This is a genomic window from Lysinibacillus sp. NPDC096418, assembly GCF_044762775.1.
In the GTDB taxonomy this organism is placed as follows: Bacteria; Bacillota; Bacilli; order Bacillales_A; family Planococcaceae; genus Lysinibacillus.
Window position 1 is genome coordinate 1 of record NZ_JBIWEY010000054.1, and the last position, 20,360, is coordinate 20,360.

A 20,360-nucleotide genomic window follows, 5' to 3' on the forward strand; every position below is an offset into this window, starting at 1 on the left:
CGGACACCCTTGCTCTTGGCTAACCTCTACTTCTGTCTTCGGGGTTCGGGACTTACACCCTATAGTTCATGTGCATGCCGGGCGCACCAAAAAAGGTGGAAGCTCCTCGCCCCACCTTTACTTACTAAGAATCTTCTTTCATTATTGCAGTCCATTCAACAACTTATGTATTTTACTTCGCTGTTTTCAATTCAGCAGTTAATGTAAACGGAACTTTTAAGTACTTATAATGGATTTTAACTGTTTGAATATTTTCTGCTGCGATCTTTAAGCCATAATGCTGTGGCAGCTTCCCAACAGCTTCTCGATTTAAATGTTTACTTGGGAATAGTTTTATTTGTTTAATGCCGTGATAGGTAATGTTTGGGTCATTGGCCACATCTGTTTCGAGTTGCTCGGCCTTACTCACCACTAGTTCAATCTTTTCGGTTCCTCCATCATTGACAACTACATTTAGTAATTGAAGCTCCTTGATTCCTGTATTTTCAATCTCAATTAATCTCACGTTTGTATTATCGTCAAAGCTTGAATAGCTATTTATTACGAGAGGTGGATTACTTTTCACGTAAACAATACCAACCGCTCCGACAACGAAAATACTAAATATCAATGCAAATAGTATTTTTTTCATCTTCCTCATCCTTTCCGCACTACTGAACAAGTATAGCCGGAAATCTTAGATAGTGGAATCAGTATATTCTTAAACATTGAATTTAAATCTTGAAAGAGAGAATTTAGTTTCAACTTTCAGTTAGCAAAATCTCTTCATTCAAATTAATACGAGTATGTAAGACTTATGTATACAAAAAAATAGCCAGAAATGACTTTGATCACTCTGACTACGTTTCGTTTATGTTCTTCTTGCACGATAGTTATTTTATCCTTTTCCGCTTTACTTAATGACTAGCACCGACGCCTTTAGACAGATGCTTCTGTTAGCCAGTTTTCGATGAACGGATGAATTTCGTTAATTGCTTTGCGTCCAGTTACGACAGATACGTGACCTGTATTTACACGATGAAGTGTTTTGTTTTTGCTGGAAACTTTGTCATTGAGTGGCTCAATTTGTTGTGGTAACACAATATTGTCACGCAACGCAACAACGTTAAGCAAGTTCGCTTTAATTTTAGAAAGTTCAACTTTATGTCCACGGATATAAAGTTCATCATTAATTAATTTATTTTCTTGATAAAATTCACCAATCCACTGTCTGTATGACTCACCTGGGAAAGGAATTCCATCATTGAGCCACTTTTGCATTAGCTTCCAGTTCAAGACGAAATCTTCATTCTCTACTCGATCTGCAAGGCTGATGTATGGTCCGTATACATTGGAAATTGGATTTAGCAGTTTATTGCCGTAATCAATCATTTCAAATGGTACATTACCAAGCGTATCAACTAACTGGTCTAAATTAAAGTAACGTTTATCCAACCAATTTGAATAGTGACCAGCATCTTCAAAATCTATCGGGCTTGTCAATAAGATCAAATTTCGAATTGGCAAGTGTGGGTGTAGTGCTGTGAAAATAGCTGTCATTGTCCCACCCATGCAGTACCCAAGTAGTGAGATTTCTTTTGCGGCAGAAGTCTGAAGGACTTTTTTTACAGCACGCGGTATATAATCCAAAATATAATCGTCCAACTTCATATGTCGGTCTTCATGGCCAGCTGTCCCCCAATCTAACAAGTAGACATCATGCCCCTGATTTGTTAAATGTTCAATTAAGCTATTGCCCGGATATAGATCTAATATATATGGTTTGTTAATTAGGGCATAAATCATAAGAATCGGAACTTTATTTGTTTTCTTTATCGCAGGCTGATAACGATATAATTTTGTTTTGTTTTTTGTCCAGATCACTTCTTTAGGCGTCTGGCCAACTTGAGGTTCAGGCTCCCTTGTAATAACTTCTGTCAAACGTCTAAAACGATTAAAACTTTTTTTAGAATCTCCTTGCATTTGGTTGATCCAATCTTCTAACTCTTGCGTACCAACATTCATCATGCGATCCCTCCTCCAGTATCGTTCATCCATAAAAAGAGCTTCTCTAGGAAGCCCTTACCATTTGTTACATATACAATCCGCCGTTTACATTGATTTCTTGACCAGTAATATAGCTCGACTTAATCAAGAATAACACTGTATCTGCAACCTCATCAGTTTGCCCTAAACGTCGCATTGGCACTTTAGCAATAATTGATTCTTTCACATTTTCTGGCATCGCTGCAACCATTTCCGTCTCAATGAAACCTGGACAAATCGCATTTACAGTAATACCATTTTTTGCAGTCTCTAATGCTAACGATTTCGTAAAGCCCAATAATCCCGCTTTTGAAGCTGAATAATTTGTTTGGCCGAAACCGCCAGATTGACCGATAATCGAACTGATATTAATAATTCGTCCATATTTTTGTTCGAGCATATGATTGATTACTTCAGATGTCGTCTTAAATGCACTATTTAAATTGACATTAATTACTTCTTCCCATTCTTCAATTGACATATTTCGGAATGTTTTATCTCTTGTAATTCCAGCATTATTGATGAGAATATCAATTTTGCTGTAACGATTTAAGACTTCCTCAATGAACTTATGGACATCATCTGCCTCCATTACATTTGCCTTGAATGCAAATGCAGTGCCACCTTCTTGTTCAATTTCGCGAACAATATCATCTGCTTTTTCTGAACTATTTTGATAGTTAATCGCTACTAGTGCTCCATTTCTTCCTAATACCTTTGCAATTTCTGCACCGATACCACGAGATCCGCCTGTGACTACTGCTACTTTTCCTTCAAGAGGCTTTGTATTGTCGACATGTTCTAAAACATTTGGTTGCAAATGTACCATAACTGAAATCACTCCTAATTCGTTAATGTTTAAAAAATGAGAATTAAGTATTATTTCTTTGTTTCCTCTGGTTTAACTTGTGGTGTCGTCACACTTTTCGTTGCGACGCTAGCTTCACCAGTTTGTATTTTTTTATCCAGTTCTGCTAGTGCTTCTAACACTTTGTCGAATTTCTTCTCCAAGCTGCCAACAGCACGTTTTAATTGGTTGATCTCTTTTGTCACAGTTTCACTATTTTCATAAAGTTGATCATCAATATTATCGATTTTATCTTCTAAGTTGATGACAAGTGAAGCAACATTTGCAATTTCATCTCGTGTTGGAATATTGGCTTGCTTGAAATAAGCTTCCGTTAAGTTATTAATCATTTCATGATATTGCAAATAACTAGATTGGATTTGCCCTAATCCTTCTGAGAAAGATTCTGTTCCAAGTGTATCTTGGATCACATCATGCCAAGCCTTTTCAGTATGTTCATACATATCCTTCCACATTGTGAAAGGTTCAAATGGTATTTTTTGAGTCAACGAATATCACCTCCTTAAATTAACTACTGTTGGAATCATAACATAAATTTCCTGTTTTTATAATATTTATACTAAATTTAACAAAAAATTCAAAAATATAAGTCATTACCTCCCTTAACAAAATTAGAATATTCCCCAGAATTGAACTTGTTAAACATGGAAAAATCCATCAACTTGCCCAAAGTACATGTTATGTTTCTCTTTAATTATTTATGAAAGCAAATTTAATTCTATGACAGCTCTCTTTGAAATCAGTACTTTAGTTGGCTAAATTATTTCAGGTTTACTACTTTTCTTTTATTAATTGATTTAATTAGCAGCTGAGTACTAAATTATTTTTTATAAAATTGAAGCTCTACATTAAAATTTGGACTTGTAGATGAATCCACCCCTTCTCTGGCTCGTCGCAGGAATTTCACAAATAATTGAAAAACACTTCACTATTTTAAAATAATTTACCTAAAATCCCTAAAGTTGACAATCAAAACAGATAGGTGTAATTTACATGTATAAGTACTTTTACATTAGGTAGGTGGCTAACGATGGAACATAAACCTGAAGAAGCAAAGAAAAGTAAAACAGCAAGTATGGGTACTCCTAAAAACTTTCTTGTACCAATCATGTTGTTACATTTACGTGATTGGAATAGTCATGGCTATGAATTAATGGAGAAAATCATGCAATTTGGGATTGAGTCCGTTGATCAAGGGAATTTTTATCGTTTGCTCAGACAGCTTGAAAAAGATGCATTAGTTACGTCCGAGTGGGATGTAACGTCAAGTGGTCCAGCAAAGCGAATTTACTCAATTACAGAAGCTGGTGAACAATACTTGGAGATGTGGGCGGGATCGCTAAGCCACTATCAAAAAATGTTGGATCAGTTTTTCAATTTGTATAATCCCTTTTTCTCCCCTTATAGAGCTTCTTCTCAAAAGAAGAATGATGAAGACTAACTTTAGGATGTTATGCAAAAATTTGCATTCATTATATATTTCATAAATTTATGGAACCATGTTAAAGGAGGAATTATTAATGGCAACAGCACAAGAAAAGCAATTTGTAAATCAGGTGGATATGATTTGGGATGGTTGGCTAAACAACCTTAAAACTGTGCAAAATTTCCAAGAGGATTTACAACAAAAAGCACTACAAGCTTTTTCTTACCAAAAGGAACTGCTCGATTTTTCTGTAAAAACATTAAACACAATGGAAGAAGAGTCAAAAAAAGTTACAAAGGACTGGAATGAGAAAATACAAAGCAATGTGAAGCAAAGTAGAATCAACCAAAATGAACAAGTTTCCGAGTGGCTAAACAACATTCAAGATGTTACGGAAAGAGTCCAATTACTGTCATGGAATCCAAGCCATGCACTGTTAGATTTATTTATTGAATCACAAAAACAACTAGAAGCGACGATCAAAAAGACGCTGGATAGCCAACAAAAAGAACGCACTGAAAATTTCAAAAAAATTGAAGAATTAACAGAACAAATGAAAGCAACACATAAAGGAATTTTAAATCCTACTAAGGCTTAAACTCCCCATGAGTTAACCCCTTTCTCAGGATAAATTTGGAGGTTTTAAGAAAGTGCCCAACTACGAAGAAATCCATATAGGTGACAAGGCTAGTTTTACAAAAACTATTTCCGAATCAGATGTCTATCAGTTTGCAGGAATAACTGGTGATTTTAACCCAGTCCATGTAAATTCCGAATATGCAAATCAAACGATATTTAAGGAACGGGTTGTACACGGAATCCTTACTGCTGGTTTCATCTCAGCAGTACTAGGAACGAAATTACCTGGAAAAGATACCATTTATTTATCACAAAAAGTGGATTTTAAAGCGCCTGTCAAAATCGGCGATACCGTAACTGCTGAAGTCGAAGTCTTAGAGAAAAAAGATCGAAAAAAAATCATCCGTCTTCGCACAATCGTCAAAAACCAATTAGATGAAATTGTTGTAGACGGTGAAGCAGTTGTTATGAAATGAATAAAGAAAAGTAGACGATTGTACCTGATTAATACTGGCACAATCGTCTACTTTTTTGTTGTGAAGGGCTTATTCAGTAACCAAATTTCACACTACTATTAAAGTTAGAAGTGGATTACCGCTACAAACCATATAGCCATACATTGGCTGGCTAGTACGTGTTTTTTTAGAATGATAATAGTTAGCACAAATATAAATTATAAGATAAATCTAATTAGAAATGAATCTTTTCGATTTCTCCATGTGAATATCAGCCTTTCCCTAAATAAATGTTTTTTGAATTCATCGCATAGTAATGCTATTATAATGGTAATTGTTTTACAAGGAGGAATCTAAATGAATGCATTATGTCCTAATGCTTGTTCTAGAACACTAACGCAAAAGGTCAAAGAGATCTCTCTATTAAGTTAGCAAACTCTCGTTACGTAAATGGATGATCTCTTTAGGCTATAAACAGAAAAAAGCCTATAAAATTGGAGTGAATTCACATGGAAAAACAAAATATTCAACCGTTTTTAACGGTCGCAAATTATCATTTAATCGAGCAGCAAATGAATAAAATCTTAAGTGCCCTGGCTACATCCAATGATAAAAACATTATCCAGACTATTCGAGGCATCGTTGATACAAAAATTACTACGAACATAACGCTGTCAACAGATGAAACAAAGCTGATTGAACGACTCTTTTCTATAACAGATCGCGCACAAGGTGAAGCCTATTTGGAGAGCTTAAAACCATTTGTAATTCCGTTCAAAACGTTAACTGCGAGTACCATTAAAAGTCTGTTCAAAAAAGAAAAGAAATTAAAACTTCCTGCTCTTGAGCAATTAGATTTCCAGCATACTTGTTATTTAGCGTGGGATGATCAAGGAACACATCGCAAATATGTGGTCATTGAACAAGACGACAAGCTTAAAGGCATAAAAGGAACATTTGATCATGGCACGATTAAGGGCATTTGTGCTATTTGTAATCGACATGCAGATGTCGGCGCCTTTACTACGTCTATAAAAGGAAAAATTCCTGGTACATTTACTAGCCATACGAATTACATTTGTGCGGACAGTCAGCAATGTAATCACCACGTGACCGATATAAACAAGACAATAGCGTTCTTTGATCGTATTACACAAAAATAAATGAAAGCCTTCTCTCTTTTTTGCAGAGAAGGCTTTTATGTAGTTATTTTTTTTCTAGCTTTTAAATTAAAATAAATGAATACAAACAGTGCTGCCATACTAAGGCAACTAACCCCCACTTATTTTTCATATTGATTGTCGAAAGGAAAATCTACACCTGTCCAAAGTATCCTAATACCAGTCACAACAGCTATCCCCTCATTAATAAATCGTTAAGGTGCAGGAATTCCATTTGATAGAACGTTAAAAATCGCCATTTTTTTGATTACTTTGAATCTAATTACAAGCTCTTTTCTTAAAAGACTCAAATTTCGCTGCAATCGAATGTAAAACCTCGTTTTTCTCCTTTTGCTGCTTCACAATAGTGAGTGCATACCAAATCACAAATGCAATCGGCAAAATATAATCATAACAATGGAAGAATACCAAGAATGCTTACTCCTATTCAAATACCTCTACTCTCTATACATTTTTTAAATATTTTAAAGCTTTCTTATCTGCCCACCTCCAATAATCACTATATGAACGCCAGATACCGTTCCTTTTTCAATATGGTTTTCGATTTGTGATACATCAATAAGTGTCTCAACCTTCACCCACTTTTTCTGTTTACCCGTTAGTCTGACTTCGTAAGGTAAACCTTCATTCATTAATGAAACACTTCGAACATCATTTTCATACCAGTATGTTTCATAAAATCCAAGGTTGAATTTTACTTCTTCTGTGCTCAAATTTTGGAGTGGTAAACGGCATACCCCTTTAAGGGTATAATCATCCTCCAGCTTAAACTTACATTCGCTTTTATCTATATCATAAAAAACAGCATGAATACCTGTTGCTAATGTATTTTGATAGGCATTCACAATGAGTATGGGCATATAGACAAAACTTACAATTATTACAAAAAACAAAAGTATCTGATACTTTTTGACTGCGTATACAAAATAATAAAGGCTTATACTTAACAGTAAAATCGTTACTAAACCTTCAATTTGATAGCCATCGTTTGTTTTAATTAACACATTTAATACCGTTACCCCCTGTTCTGTGTTCAAAGCATTGGGGAATGGCATTGTTAACCACATGCAGATTAGCCAAATGATCACGGCTATGCATAAACAATACCAATTTTTAATCATTCTTCATCTCTCCTCATTTTCACATCTAAACAACTGTACTTATTAAAACGTATTAACAGATGTTTTCTGATATTCCTAGGACAGCCAAAGTAGATCAGTCATATTCCCATTTTAAGGAGAACGTAAGATTAAGTAATTTAAAACAAAAAGCAATTGACATGTTTCCAACAATGAATTGGGTTTCGCCAATTCTATCCCCACATTCGCGATAATAGCCCTTACAAATAAGACACCAGCAAAGAAAGTTGCACTGGCTTTATCTTACAAATAGCACATATGAAGTACGCTATAGCTAATGACCACTAAACACCTGGCCAATACATTTTTATACTACTCCTTTTGCAGCCCCTTTCTAAATACTACGTTTGAACACTCCACAAGTTTTGAAATAGCAGCTTTTAATGAAGAATTTGGAAAACAAGCGACTTCTTTCGATTACTTTTAATTTTTATCCGTCACTTTTGGAAATCTATCCGTCTCATTACAAACACCACAAAAAAATCCATTCACCGTATTTTCTATTCAAGAAGGTTATTCCTCTTAAAAAATAGAATTTCATTTTAGGACCTGATGCCATGCTTAGTTTCTTTGTTTGGCAATAACAATGAAAACAGGTTATTTTAAATTCTTGAGAGAAATATTTTAGCCGCTCTTTTTCTTTTAATCCAAACATTCCGATTAATCACCACTGAATTATTTTAAGTTGTAATTATAATTCTTCCACAACCTATGGGTGTGCCAAAGTAAGCTTACTCAAGGGGCTTCTTTATTTCCCCGACCAATAAATTCATTCTCGAATAATAACTGTTTTTTAGTTCCCCTATGTTTGAAACTTTTTCTAAGTCCATTCACTTCGCATAAGCAGATTATTTTTTCTAATTTCTAAACAAAAGAATCTATGGATTGGATAAATAACACCGCTCCTTTTCGCAACTACACATAATATAGATTGTAGAAAGGTGGTGTTATCATGGGTTATTCATACAGTAACTGTAACAACTATGGAGGAGGAGGCTATGGCAACGGTTCATCCTTCGTTCTAATCGTTGTTCTATTTATTCTTCTTATTATTGTCGGTGCTACTTTCATGTATTAAGATTATTTAACCATTTTAAGTGGTAATAATTGACGATTAGTTATTACTTAAAATTCTCCCACCAACTATCCCCCTTGAAAAGTAGAACCTCTTTTTCGTTACCCTCCTATGATGTCGTTATTGATCAACAGAAGAAGGGTAACCTTCAGTTTTAGCTGTAGCGTTTGGTGACGCTACAGTTTTTATTTTTTTAATCTATATCACAGGCACTTGGCTAATCATTACCACTTTCTAATCATAATATATAATGTAAAGTGATTTAGCTTTACGAAAACCTCTCCTGGTTTGATAGATTGGGTCACTTAGGATGGAAGTGACCCTTTCCCTCATATTGTTTAGTTAATTAATTTCTACGCTTTCCCAACCTTCATGGTATTTTCAATCAATTACCACAGATATGAATTCGGAATATTTTTTCCATATATCTTCCTATATGTTAAAATGTTTAACAAAGTTAAAATCAATATTATCTTAGCTAATTGAGGGGTGTTAATAATTCCAAAATGTACAATTAATAATGTAGATATATACTATGAAATCAAAGGCAAAGGTGAACCACTGATTTTTACTCACGGCGCGTCATGGGATCATAAACAATGGGATAAACAAGTTGATTATTTTTCTAAATATTATAAAACCATTACCTGGGATGTTCGTGGTCACGGAACCTCTTCTCTTCCAAAAGGGAAGTTGTATGCTGAAGATTTCAGTAAAGATTTAATTGGTTTGATGAATCACCTAGAAATTAAAAAGGCAAATTTATGTGGACTATCCATGGGTGGACATATTTCTTTACAAACAGCAATTCATTATCCAGAATACGTAAAATCTCTTATATTAATAGGCACGCCATTTACAAACAAATTCAATTGGTATGAAAAGGTATTAGTTCCTGTTAATCGTTTCTCCAACTTGTTCATTCCAATGTCACTTTCTGCAAAAATACAGGCATATACACTATCAAAGTTTAACAAGGCAAATAAACAATATATTTATTCCACTGTTGCAGCGATGTCTTATAGGAATTGGATTCGAATTTGGAACGTCGTATCCAGAATGGAAAGTGGAAACGAATTAGATAAAGTAAATTGCCCTACTTTAATATTACACGGTGACCGCGATACTATGGTTCAAAGACAACAAAAGTATCTACATAACAAGATTAAAAAGTCACAGTTAAAAATCATTGAAAACGCTCACCATGCCACTAATTTAGATAAACCAGATCAAGTAAATGAATATATCCACCAGCACCTCATAAAAACTTCAACTAGCATTTAAATATATTTGTCCATTAAGAATTCCAATTTTTTTTTTAAAAGTTTTTTTACTGCACATTATTTATAGAAGACATCCCCATTTCCCCGTGAGCATAGAACATTTACGCTTGTCCTAGCTGAAGCGTAAGATGCTGTTTTTGTTTTTCCACCGTCCATTTCAGGTTTTAATTCAGTAGTACCATTAAGCACTACTAAAGCTAAAATCATATTTGACCCAGGAAAGTATGCAAACTTAAATTGCGCTGCAGTAGGTATCATCATTTTGACTTTTAGTATTTTAAATGATGTTTATCCAAATAGTATTTCATTAAGTGGTCGGGCGGTCGTAGCATTTTGAGTTGGTTCATGGTTCTTCATCCAGCGTTGGCTTACACTTTTGGCTTTAGGCAAACTATATAAGGTTAAACCAGTACTTGTTCAAGCGATGTAGAAATTCAATGAAAGTTTAGTTAAAGGATGACTTGTACCTCCACCATTACATGTAAATTACCCAGAAAAAGATTAACTAACCGTTTTACTTAATTAGGTATTTTTCATATCGTATAGAGTTTAACGAAATAACAATTTTTCAATTCAAAAATCTACGGATAATAAAACTTCTTCTGAACAAACTAAATTCAGGAGGTGTTATCCATGACAAACAATAACAACAACCAATATGTTAATCAAATTAGACAACAGATCCAACAAGCAGAGGCTAATAAAAGTAAAGCTTCTGGTCGCTTTGCAACTCAGAATGCAATGAACGAAGAATTTGGAACTGAAACTGATGTTAACCAAGTTAAACAACAAATTCAGCAAGCAGAAGCTAACAAAATACAAGCTTCTGGTCATAACGCGAATAATGGTTTCCAAAACAATTCAAATTAATTGGTATCTCAAACCGGCAGTATTTTCTGCCGGTTTTCGTGAATTTTCGGATAACCATTAGGTGATTCACCAATTTCCGTTGGTTTAGTATAATAATAATTAATTTCATCCCAATACTATGAATTTTTTATAAATATTTCTTTTATTAATGAATCGGATGAACTTCCGTCAAAAGAAATTATATATTCTTGACCACCTATATTTAAATATGATGAGTAACTATCGTCAGCAATCTCTACATTGTTAGTAATATCTACTTTTTGGTTTATTGCGATTTCTAGTTCTTTAACTTTCAGTGGATAATTTATAAATAATTCAACTCCAGAAAGCTTATCTGGACTTGCTTTGTCTATGCAAATTATAAAATCACTATAAAAGGAACACCATCCGCCTGAATAATTCCCCTCCTCATTACTTGTTCCTGCTTTCAATACAGCACTCTGATAATCATCTGTAATTAGAATATCTTTATCAAAAAAACTATGGTTATGTAAGAGTTCTCTCATTTGATTACTTGCAATAAAGTGCTCTCCCTGTTCCTCAACTTGAGTTTCCTCTTGTAGGGATTCTTCCATGTCTGCTGTTCTATTCTCGTTGATTTGATAATCTTTGTAAAATTCCTCTAAATTAGATTTACAATAAGGCGAGAAGTAATTAGAATTATGAGCATTACCGTAAAGAATATCCTTCGGAACATTACTATGTTCACTAATTATACAAGCTATTAATTGGGCACTTTGTGAACTTGCAGAATTGATTGCAGGTTGTATCAGGTTTATTATCTCTAGATCGCCATCAACATATAAATCGATGGTAAATCCCAATGAAAACATTGCTTTAGTAAACATGGGATCGAAGTTATTTATTGCAAACATAATCGGTGAATAAAGTGTTGAAGAATCTTCATTTAATTGAATTTGCATATTTAATATACCCGCATCATAATCAACTAATATATTCAACGTTTTTAATAGATCTTCGTTTTTGATAAAATCACCATAGCTATGATAGATAGAACCTCGATAGCTTTTAAAGATATACTCAATTATATTTCTACCATTGGCATCTTCATAATATATATCTGCCCCTTTATCTAATAAATATGGAATTACATTGTAGCTAGCTTCATTTGCAGCAACTAATAATGCATTTTTATTAGGACCATTCTGCCAATCCAGATTGGCTCCCCCTTCTACCAAAACCTTAACTGTCTTTAAGTTATTACTTTTAATTGCATAATATAATGGTGTATCTTCTAAATACTCCATATCCACATTGAAACCTAATCGTACTAGTTTTTTTACAGTTTCATAATCACCTTTTTCACTATATAAAAATATATCTTCTTTGGTATATGGAGCTCCAGTCTCTGGATTAATATCGGATTCAAATATATTCAGAGGTGTAGAACAGCCACCTAGTATGAATATAAATGTGCTCAGAATTACAATTTGTATTATCCTATTCATAAAATATCTCCTTAACGAACTATAATCATAAATATATAAGTCGTTTAAATTTTCCGCAGTTTTACTGTTTAGAAGTAATAAATTTTTAAAAAAATCTGAATTTTACATTAATTATCTAGTTCCTGTTAAAACTACATAAATCCAATTTTACGTTAAACTAATTGAAATATAAATAATTTTACAAAATATATCTATACTACTATAAATTCGGTACTGATAAATAACCTATAGTTACTTTCTTTTAAATTCAATTAGAATGATCAAAAAAGGCTATCAAGATAGCATTTTTCTGCCCTACCCTATCAGAAATGCATCTGAATATAATGATTCAAAATCAGAACCACCAGTCTAACTGGTGGTTTGCTCTGCGCGTGAAACGCTGGGGTACTGGCCCATGTCTAAAGACACACTGAAAGGTCCGCCAACCGCACTCCGTTTTCACGCTACCACTAAAGTGGCTTTATTATTTTCGCTTTTTTGCTTTTATTTCTTCTCCTGTAAATGGATCAATGAATTCTTTCATGGTCATTTGATCCTCAAGAATATCCTCTTGTAATTGATTTTTTATATATTCCTGAATGATTTTTCTGTTTCTTCCTACTGGATCTACATAATATCCGCGACACCAAAACTTCCCGTTTCCATATTTGTATTTCAGGTTCGCATGTCGATCGAATATCATTAAACTACTTTTCCCTTTCAAATAACCCACAAACGATGAAACACTTAATTTTGGTGGAATACTCACCAACATATGAATATGGTCCAGACAGGCTGTTGCTTCAATAATTTCTACCCCTTTTCTTTCACATAACTGGCGAAGAATTCTACCTACATCTGCTTTGATTTGTCCATAAATAATCTGCCTTCTATATTTTGGCGCAAAGACGATGTGATACTTACAATTCCATGTTGTGTGTGCTAAACTTGTTTTATCTATTTGGATCCCCTTTCGTACGAAGTCGGTTGACCAGACCTGAATTCATTCTACGGCTGGGTTTTTTTCTTATCCATAGCTAGAAGCTCTTTAGAACCCCTCGCATAGCAAGGGGTTTTCAAAAGATACAATAAAAAAAGCACTTTTTAAAAGTGCTTTACATACTATTTGTATTGCCAATATACTTTTTCAGCTATATCTTTTGAAAACTGATGTGAAACTTCTCTATCCATTATTCTTAAAGCATGAGCTATTTTAATTATTAACTCTCGTCGTTTGTCAAAATTAATTAACCTCATTAGAACAACTAAAGCTACCAATAATTCATGATAATTTATCTCATTACTTTCATAAACAACGGTATATTCATCCCTATGCAAATAATCCCCAATTTCGATTTTATATCTACATGGATGGTTTTCAGTTTCTAATTCTAGATATAAAAACGCCAATTTCAACAAGTTTTCTATACTATAATTTGAATACTCATTTATGAAAGTATTTACAGTTCCCCCTCCTCCGTGTTCCATTAAAATACCTTCCCAAATCAGTACTAGTTTTCTGTTGTCCAAAATTACAACACCTCCTCCTAAATCATAAGACAAGGAGGCACTAAAAAACCTCAATAATTTTTTGCTTTCACTCTCAAATGCAAGCACCGTTCGTTCGTGGTAAGGGTAGCCCACCGATGCTCACTTTTCAGGGCAAAAGAAAAACACCCCGAAGGATGTTAAGTAAATTAATTAAATTCATTTCTCTAGTAACGTATTATTTTTTATTTCCGATAATAATCTCATCTCGTTGGCTTGATAAATTTATCTGAACTCCACTCTTCTCGTAGATTGATAAAGTACCTTCTCTAACTACTCTTTTCCAACCATTTGTCCTGATTATAAGGCTATAACTAAATGGAATGCCATTTACATCTGAAGACTTTGACCACTCGTATATAGAGTTATACTCATTTTTTTGTACTAGTTTGGCATTTATAGGAACAGGGAAATCACTAAATTCTTCCGATAGTTCATATTTAGAAGTAGCACCAAAATAATAGCTAATACCTAAAAAAATAAATAATACAATAGCGAGAAAAAGTTTTTTATATTTCATGCATAACCTCCTCAAAACTGCAGTTTGTTTAGTAAAATTATACAGTACATTAAAATTTCTTACTAATATAAAAAGCCCCACCCCTGAGCTGGATAAAGGCTTTGATCCGCCTATTATTTTATTGTGGTAATTGTCGATAACTCACTCTTTAGGTCGTTGAAATTTGAAAGAAGGAACACTAAATTCCTATTAATCTAAAACAAAACTATTAGAACCATCAATTGCTAACGCCATAGCTAAAGCGTAGAATGCTCGACGAGCTCCAGCACAGTTTGGAGATTCTTTATCAGTAGTAGTAAGGTCAGTAGCAGAATCAACCGTTCCACTTGTATTTAAAGCATCGGCTAATATATCTAAGCGTGCCAAGTCCCAAAGGCCAGAACGACCGTGCGATGGAAACTTACTTTGACCATGTAAAGCCTGACTAACATCAAGTTGATGTTTAATTGCTTTTGATACTTTATTATCCATAATTGCTAAACCTTGCCCTGTAATTCCAGGGTAAACATTAAACAATCCAACCATAGCTTGATTGATTCCCTCACCTTTATTAGGCATTTGCCACGGATTTTTAATTAACTCGGCTGAACCTAACATGGCATTCTCCGGAATGTACATTCCCCAATATTTAGCTTGGCTAAACGAATTACTAACTAAGGTATTTTTAATAGTTGAATAGTTTTCAAAAATATCCTTGTAGGTATTAATTAGCTGAGTAACCATAACTCCAGAATCCGAATCTACATTTGGAACAAGACTGTGCCATGATGAGACTGTAGGATTTTCAATTAAGCTTGCATAAATTTGCAAGAATGTTATTGCAAATGCATTATATGCTGGAGAGTCGAATCGAGCACGCAGCATATTATTTGTCAGGTTTACATCAGAAAACCCATGAACCGGAAGAACTCTTTTTGCAGATAATGAATTGTTATAGGGCTCTTGCTGGAAACAACCTTTAGAAGCATTAGCCACGGAAGTATTAGAACCCCATTGTGTATAACTAAGAACATCTCGAATTGCATTTTTCAGGTTATGTGCAGGATCTAATGAAGCTCCAGTCTCATTAACCTTTACATCATATACATGCGCTGCCATCCAACAAGCAACAGCATTTAGTGAAGAATTAAGAATAAATCTTTGGTTTTTAGTATTAAATTTGGCATGATGATCTAAATAATTTTTACCACTCGTTCCTGGTTGAATACCCGCAAATGTAACTTTTCCTGAATCATCAAGAACGGTTGGGTTATCCAAGGAGGTTTTCTGGGGATCAGTTGATAAATCTGCTGTAGCTATCCAGTATCCAATTTGACCGGAATAAGGACCAGTAGCAAAACGGTACGATTTTTCTGAATCATCGTATGTCCAAGCAGCCGGAGTACGATAGCACATTAAAATATGGTATTCCTTGGAGCTTAATACTTCATTAGCAAAATGATCTCGGTATTGCTCTAACAATGCATCAAGATTAGAAAGTGATACATCGCTCTGAGACTCATCTAACTTTTTAAGCATCGCTGCACCAAGATAAATTAAACCTGATAGTTGATTAATTGGATTCGTTGGGAAATTAAAAGCTTTATCGATAAGTTTTGGAATAATAGTATTAACAATTTCCTTGTAAACTGCATCACGTTCTCCAGCTTGTGCCTTTTGTTGGGCGAACTGAGCACAGAACATCATTAATTGTCCAACACCTTGTTGAATTGGAGAAGAATTAAATGTTTCACTTGAACCATTTAATAAATAATTTTGGATAAATTTTCGCACTCGTGGATATCGACCTTTATCCTTTTTATAAGGATGTTTTAAAGATGACTGCTCGGTAGGTAGTAGAAACGCTTCTGCGAAGGCATGAGCTTCATACAAGGGTGTAAATTTAGTCAAATTAAATCACTCCAATTTTTCTTTTTTTCACCTTTCATATTAATTAAGATACCTAATCTCTTAAAAAATATGAGCCGGCCATGTATGTCTTGCCCCGAAACGTTTATGGGGCGCTGGTCGGTCCGTCTTTCCTAGATATTCAATTATTTATAAATACCAAGGGAAGAAAAATTTACCTGTCCGACCTCCCCTTCATTATACAGGTTAAAAACCATAGATACATAAAGTGTAACGTTTGATACAAATGATACAATTGCGCCATTTGATACATAATAATTAAGTAGATTTTTCAAGGATTGATGCTAAACTTTCCGAAAAACATAAAACCAGAGTTAATCTACAAAATGTAGAATCAACTCTGGTGACAATGGTAGTAAAAAGGAACCTTACTTTTATTTGTAGTCAAATATTATTTTATTAATTGTCTCATGATAATTTCTTCGCCGATACGTCCAATTAGCCTCTCATTTGTATCTTCAAATCCTACTTTTAAATATAGTTTTTGTGCTGGTATATTGTCTTTGTCTACAACTAAAACAATTTCATCACAATTAGGAAATTCTGTTTTAATAAACTCAACTAGTAATGCCATACCTTGTTTTGCGTAACCTTTTCCTTGCTCTGTAAGATTAATTGATAGTGCAGTTAATAACAATGCATTCAGATTATTGGAGTATTTCTTTACTCTTTCATTTGAATTTAGCAGAAAGAAACCAACTGGTGTATTATCACTTAGAATAACAATACGGTACTGTCCTTCATTCACTTCCTCAAATTTGCTTGGAAGTGCAGAAAATTGTTTTTGTTCTTCTGTAAGTACAAATGAGTTCAATTCATTCATATATTTATTTGAAAAATGCTTTAATTCAACAACTTTTAATTTTCCCATAAGATAATTCTCCATTCATATTTTCTATACTTTACCACTTAATTAAGTTTTGTCCATTTATTTATTTGAAATTTCTAAAAATATAGCACCGATAATATTATAGAAAACACACAGCACTATGCCCTCATCATCATTTGTTTAACTATACAGTCTCTTGTGCGAATAATCGGTGTACTAGACAATCTCATGTGCTTACCAATAACTCGCATGCTATCACCAACTAACAGTCTATGAAGTACCTCAACCTCTCTATCGCCAACCACGTGAGAAATGCGTTTTTGTACCTCAGCAATCTTTTGCTCGTATTCCTTAATTCGATAATTTAGCGAATATACTCGACACTGCACTTCTGCAAACACCGGATCACTAGTACCACCAGATGCTTTTGGTAATGTCGCTTCAATCCCATACATTGCTGTTTTTGCCCTCATGTAACTACTGTTATCAACCTTTGCCACTGGTCGTCTTGCTTCCTCGATTGTTTCAACCATCCATCGATAGTTTTCAATCCACTGTAATAAATTGTCCCTACTGATTTGCCCTTGTTTGCCCATATAGGTTTGCCCTCCTACGTTGTGGTATAATAATGTTGTCAATACAACTCAAAGGGCATGAATCAATCTAGGCTGTAGCGTCTGCAAACGCTGCAGCTTTTTTATGTTATATCCATTTACTCATTTAACAACAAATCCCAAGTTATGGTATAATAATAATGAACACGCATAAAGGGAAAACTTTAATTAGCTGTAGCATTTAAAAAATGCTGCGGCTTTTTTATGTTATAATTTACATAACTTACATATTGAGGTGATGTTATGGAAAACAATAAATTAACCTGCAAATCCTGCGGTGGTGATTCATTTGGCGAAGGTAAACTTGATGGTTATGCTAATTTAAGACCAGTTGACAATTTTTTCTCTACAGGATCTCCACTTATTTGTACTGTGTGTCTAAAATGCGGAGAAGTAGCTTCTATTAAGGTAGCAAATCCTCATAAATTCAAATAGTTTCATATATCGAAAATCAAATCTATTTTAATTGTCTAAATATTCAATTCCTTTATCTATCAAAATATATTAAACTGTAATTGGTCTATCCAAAGCCCTAGAGCGAGTTTAGTGGATTTTAATTGCTCTAGGGTTCCTCATTTATTTCCTCAAAGTGTTCAGGAAAGTACTCGCTATTTGTTTTTTTACTGATCCATCTAAAAAAATCTTTTATTTTTCTTTCATTTCCTTTAATATCGAAATGGGCACCCTGAAAAAAGAGATCGAGGTGCTAAAATGTACGGTATTATTAATTATGAAATGTTTTTATTAACAGGGATATTATTAAATCTAATCCCTGGTGCTGACACCATGTATATTGTTGGTAGAAGTATTGCTCAAGGTAAAAGAGCTGGTGTTTATTCTGTATTCGGTATTATTACTGGCTCCTTAGTTCATACATTATTGGTTTCTTTTGGCTTATCGCTTATACTGACAAAATCTATTGTATTATTTAATACCATAAAAATTATCGGTGTTATTTATCTCGTTTATCTAGGAATTAAAATGATATTTGATAAATCAAACATAGATTTTGAAGCGACATCAAATAAATTAAACGTAAGAAAAATTTATATACAAGGACTTTTAACAAGTTTAACAAATCCAAAAGTTTCGTTATTTTTTATTGCTTTTCTTCCGCAGTTTATAGATGTTCAAGCATCCGGTCCTATTCCTTTCTTAATTTTAGGACTCACTTTTACAGCCACTGGACTTCTATGGTGTTTATTTGTTGCTTATTTCTCCTCGTACGTTACTAAAAAACTAAGAGGAAACCAAAAGGTAGGATTAGTCCTGAATAAGATAACAGGAACAATATTTATATTTATGGGGCTAAAGCTACTTCAAACGAAAGCTCCCTATTAAACTTGTAAAATGGAACAATGCCCCTCTAATGAACAGTCCTTTCAAATGTGAAGGGACTGTTTCTTGTTGCACATTTTTTATCGGATAATCCTCATATTGCGCAGCAATCGAATCAATCCAGATTTTCTAATATTATCCAATCATGTTATCCTTATATAAGTTATAAACCTAAATATTAGGAGTTGTTATGCAATGACAACACATTCACATTCTAAAATTGGACATATCATATTTGTTTTAGGCATCTTTTCGCTTTCAATCGGATCAGCGAGATTAACTGGTGCCCTAGAATACAATTCATTTATTTCAAATAAATCTCTTGCAATAATATTCATAGCTATAGGGATTTTTGTTATGTTCATTTCATTCTTTGTAAAACCTCTAAAAGATAAATAACTTTACAGAACAATTTTTATCTATCAGCAAGCAGTCTACTTCTGCATCTTTATCATCCTAATCATTTTCATGAATTACATAACCACACTTAGGATTTAAGCAACGCAAGTGTTTCAATCCTTCTTCAACTAAAGATTCAGTTTCGCATTCAGGACACATTCTATCTCCTTCGTTCATTGTTTTATCATCCTTCCGACTACATAATATTTATTTCCTCATATTCTCACAATGTGCAGTAATACACTCAATCTAAATTGTGAAAAATTTACCAGTTGTGTTATCCTTATATAAGTTATTAGTCTAAGCCTTGGGAGTTGTTATGCATTGAAAATACATTCTACAAATGGATATATCATATTTATTTTTGGCATCACTTTGCTTGTAAGTGGAGTGGGAAGATTATCTGGTTTCCTTGAATATGATTCGGTTATTCAAAATAAATCTGTTGCACTAATATACATTTCTATGGGCGTTTTTGTTATGTTAATTTCATACTTTGTAAAACCAAAAAAGAAAAAGGTCAATAATTTTACCGAACAATATTTATCGATTACTCTTGAAACTAAACTTCCACTTCCACGAGTTCACACGCTTCGGCTTTTTTAATGTATTAATAACCTAAATTTGCACACATTAGTATTGAGTGTATCGCACGCACTTAGCTGTGGCGCTAGTTGACAGCTGCAGCTTTCCCCCTCAAAGGAGTGATAGGTTATGCCATTTTCATATATGAAATTCGATAAATTTTGGAATGAACATTTAATTGAATCAATTTCATAATTCATCTTTTTTAAAAGCTTAGACTGCTCCTAATTTAAAACTTACGTTTTTAAAATTTAGGTTGCTTGCTTTTGA

General features: G+C 33.7%; 23 protein-coding genes. 10 read left to right on the forward strand and 13 right to left on the reverse strand.

Annotated elements, in window-relative coordinates; genetic code table 11:
* Window positions 1–172: 172 nt before the first annotated feature.
* The 4 genes from ACIQZG_RS23290 to ACIQZG_RS23305 form a co-directional block, all read right to left on the reverse strand.
* Window positions 173–631 (reverse strand): hypothetical protein, encoded by a 459-nt coding sequence (locus ACIQZG_RS23290; protein ID WP_402758350.1) that lies wholly within the window; start codon window positions 629–631, stop codon window positions 173–175.
* A 287-nt stretch (window positions 632–918) separates the two neighbouring features.
* Entirely contained in the window at window positions 919–2,007 is a 1,089-nt protein-coding gene (gene phaC / locus ACIQZG_RS23295) for a class III poly(R)-hydroxyalkanoic acid synthase subunit PhaC (RefSeq protein ID WP_402758352.1), read from the reverse strand.
* A 64-nt stretch (window positions 2,008–2,071) separates the two neighbouring features.
* Window positions 2,072–2,854, reverse strand: coding sequence for a 3-oxoacyl-[acyl-carrier-protein] reductase (gene fabG, locus ACIQZG_RS23300; protein WP_402758354.1), 783 nt, complete (start codon window positions 2,852–2,854; stop codon window positions 2,072–2,074).
* Between the two features lie 50 nt (window positions 2,855–2,904).
* Entirely contained in the window at window positions 2,905–3,381 is a 477-nt protein-coding gene (locus ACIQZG_RS23305) for a polyhydroxyalkanoate biosynthesis repressor PhaR (RefSeq protein ID WP_402758356.1), read from the reverse strand.
* Between the two features lie 542 nt (window positions 3,382–3,923).
* Between ACIQZG_RS23305 and phaQ the strand changes: the two genes are divergently transcribed.
* From phaQ to ACIQZG_RS23325, 4 genes are all read left to right on the forward strand, one after another.
* Window positions 3,924–4,334: a poly-beta-hydroxybutyrate-responsive repressor gene (gene phaQ / locus ACIQZG_RS23310; RefSeq protein ID WP_402758358.1), complete on the forward strand. Its 411-nt coding sequence runs from the start codon at window positions 3,924–3,926 to the stop codon at window positions 4,332–4,334.
* Window positions 4,335–4,413: 79 nt separating this feature from the next.
* The gene (locus tag ACIQZG_RS23315; RefSeq protein ID WP_402758360.1) at window positions 4,414–4,917 is read left to right on the forward strand and encodes a hypothetical protein; all 504 of its coding nucleotides are present in this window, start codon (window positions 4,414–4,416) and stop codon (window positions 4,915–4,917) included.
* Between the two features lie 52 nt (window positions 4,918–4,969).
* Complete coding sequence (locus tag ACIQZG_RS23320) at window positions 4,970–5,374, forward strand: MaoC family dehydratase (protein ID WP_402758362.1); 405 nt, start codon at window positions 4,970–4,972, stop codon at window positions 5,372–5,374.
* 488 nt (window positions 5,375–5,862) lie between these two features.
* Complete coding sequence (locus tag ACIQZG_RS23325) at window positions 5,863–6,516, forward strand: FusB/FusC family EF-G-binding protein (RefSeq protein WP_402758364.1); 654 nt, start codon at window positions 5,863–5,865, stop codon at window positions 6,514–6,516.
* Window positions 6,517–6,998: 482 nt separating this feature from the next.
* Here the strand turns inward: ACIQZG_RS23325 and ACIQZG_RS23330 are convergent, their stop codons facing one another.
* Window positions 6,999–7,655 carry a hypothetical protein gene (locus ACIQZG_RS23330; protein ID WP_402758366.1) on the reverse strand — a complete coding sequence of 219 codons (657 nt, stop codon included), beginning with the start codon at window positions 7,653–7,655 and terminating at the stop codon, window positions 6,999–7,001.
* 970 nt (window positions 7,656–8,625) lie between these two features.
* On the opposite strand from ACIQZG_RS23330, the gene ACIQZG_RS23335 reads away from it, so the two are divergent.
* The 3 genes from ACIQZG_RS23335 to ACIQZG_RS23345 all read left to right on the forward strand — a co-directional run bounded on the left by ACIQZG_RS23335 (window position 8,626) and on the right by ACIQZG_RS23345 (window position 10,901).
* Window positions 8,626–8,751, forward strand: coding sequence for a YjcZ family sporulation protein (locus ACIQZG_RS23335; protein WP_402758367.1), 126 nt, complete (start codon window positions 8,626–8,628; stop codon window positions 8,749–8,751).
* 486 nt (window positions 8,752–9,237) lie between these two features.
* Complete coding sequence (locus ACIQZG_RS23340) at window positions 9,238–10,032, forward strand: alpha/beta fold hydrolase (RefSeq protein WP_402758369.1); 795 nt, start codon at window positions 9,238–9,240, stop codon at window positions 10,030–10,032.
* Between the two features lie 632 nt (window positions 10,033–10,664).
* Window positions 10,665–10,901 (forward strand): gamma-type small acid-soluble spore protein, encoded by a 237-nt coding sequence (locus ACIQZG_RS23345; RefSeq protein ID WP_402758371.1) that lies wholly within the window; start codon window positions 10,665–10,667, stop codon window positions 10,899–10,901.
* A 116-nt stretch (window positions 10,902–11,017) separates the two neighbouring features.
* Here ACIQZG_RS23345 and ACIQZG_RS23350 read toward each other — a convergent pair whose 3' ends face one another.
* The 7 genes from ACIQZG_RS23350 to ACIQZG_RS23380 all read right to left on the reverse strand — a co-directional run bounded on the left by ACIQZG_RS23350 (window position 11,018) and on the right by ACIQZG_RS23380 (window position 17,750).
* The gene (locus tag ACIQZG_RS23350; protein ID WP_402758373.1) at window positions 11,018–12,370 is read right to left on the reverse strand and encodes an ankyrin repeat domain-containing protein; all 1,353 of its coding nucleotides are present in this window, start codon (window positions 12,368–12,370) and stop codon (window positions 11,018–11,020) included.
* Between the two features lie 463 nt (window positions 12,371–12,833).
* Complete coding sequence (gene tnpA / locus ACIQZG_RS23355; RefSeq protein ID WP_402758391.1) at window positions 12,834–13,310, reverse strand: IS200/IS605 family transposase; 477 nt, start codon at window positions 13,308–13,310, stop codon at window positions 12,834–12,836.
* A gap of 161 nt (window positions 13,311–13,471) precedes the next feature.
* On the reverse strand, window positions 13,472–13,879 hold the full coding sequence (locus tag ACIQZG_RS23360) for a hypothetical protein (RefSeq protein WP_402758375.1): 408 nt from the start codon (window positions 13,877–13,879) through the stop codon (window positions 13,472–13,474).
* Window positions 13,880–14,075: 196 nt separating this feature from the next.
* Window positions 14,076–14,417 (reverse strand): hypothetical protein, encoded by a 342-nt coding sequence (locus ACIQZG_RS23365; protein WP_402758377.1) that lies wholly within the window; start codon window positions 14,415–14,417, stop codon window positions 14,076–14,078.
* A 189-nt stretch (window positions 14,418–14,606) separates the two neighbouring features.
* Window positions 14,607–16,307 (reverse strand): hypothetical protein, encoded by a 1,701-nt coding sequence (locus ACIQZG_RS23370; protein WP_402758379.1) that lies wholly within the window; start codon window positions 16,305–16,307, stop codon window positions 14,607–14,609.
* 409 nt (window positions 16,308–16,716) lie between these two features.
* Entirely contained in the window at window positions 16,717–17,196 is a 480-nt protein-coding gene (locus ACIQZG_RS23375; protein ID WP_402758380.1) for a GNAT family N-acetyltransferase, read from the reverse strand.
* 116 nt (window positions 17,197–17,312) lie between these two features.
* On the reverse strand, window positions 17,313–17,750 hold the full coding sequence (locus ACIQZG_RS23380; protein WP_402758382.1) for a hypothetical protein: 438 nt from the start codon (window positions 17,748–17,750) through the stop codon (window positions 17,313–17,315).
* 261 nt (window positions 17,751–18,011) lie between these two features.
* Here ACIQZG_RS23380 and ACIQZG_RS23385 point away from each other — a divergent pair, with 261 nt between their 5' ends.
* Window positions 18,012–18,203 carry a hypothetical protein gene (locus tag ACIQZG_RS23385; protein WP_402758384.1) on the forward strand — a complete coding sequence of 64 codons (192 nt, stop codon included), beginning with the start codon at window positions 18,012–18,014 and terminating at the stop codon, window positions 18,201–18,203.
* A 276-nt stretch (window positions 18,204–18,479) separates the two neighbouring features.
* Window positions 18,480–19,109, forward strand: coding sequence for a LysE family translocator (locus ACIQZG_RS23390; protein WP_402758386.1), 630 nt, complete (start codon window positions 18,480–18,482; stop codon window positions 19,107–19,109).
* A 185-nt stretch (window positions 19,110–19,294) separates the two neighbouring features.
* On the opposite strand, the gene ACIQZG_RS23395 is transcribed toward ACIQZG_RS23390, so the two are convergent.
* A complete protein-coding gene (locus ACIQZG_RS23395; protein WP_402758388.1) occupies window positions 19,295–19,444 on the reverse strand; it encodes a hypothetical protein in 150 nt (49 codons plus the stop codon).
* Between the two features lie 385 nt (window positions 19,445–19,829).
* On the opposite strand from ACIQZG_RS23395, the gene ACIQZG_RS23400 reads away from it, so the two are divergent.
* Window positions 19,830–20,111 (forward strand): hypothetical protein, encoded by a 282-nt coding sequence (locus ACIQZG_RS23400; protein WP_402758389.1) that lies wholly within the window; start codon window positions 19,830–19,832, stop codon window positions 20,109–20,111.
* Window positions 20,112–20,360: the final 249 nt, after the last annotated feature.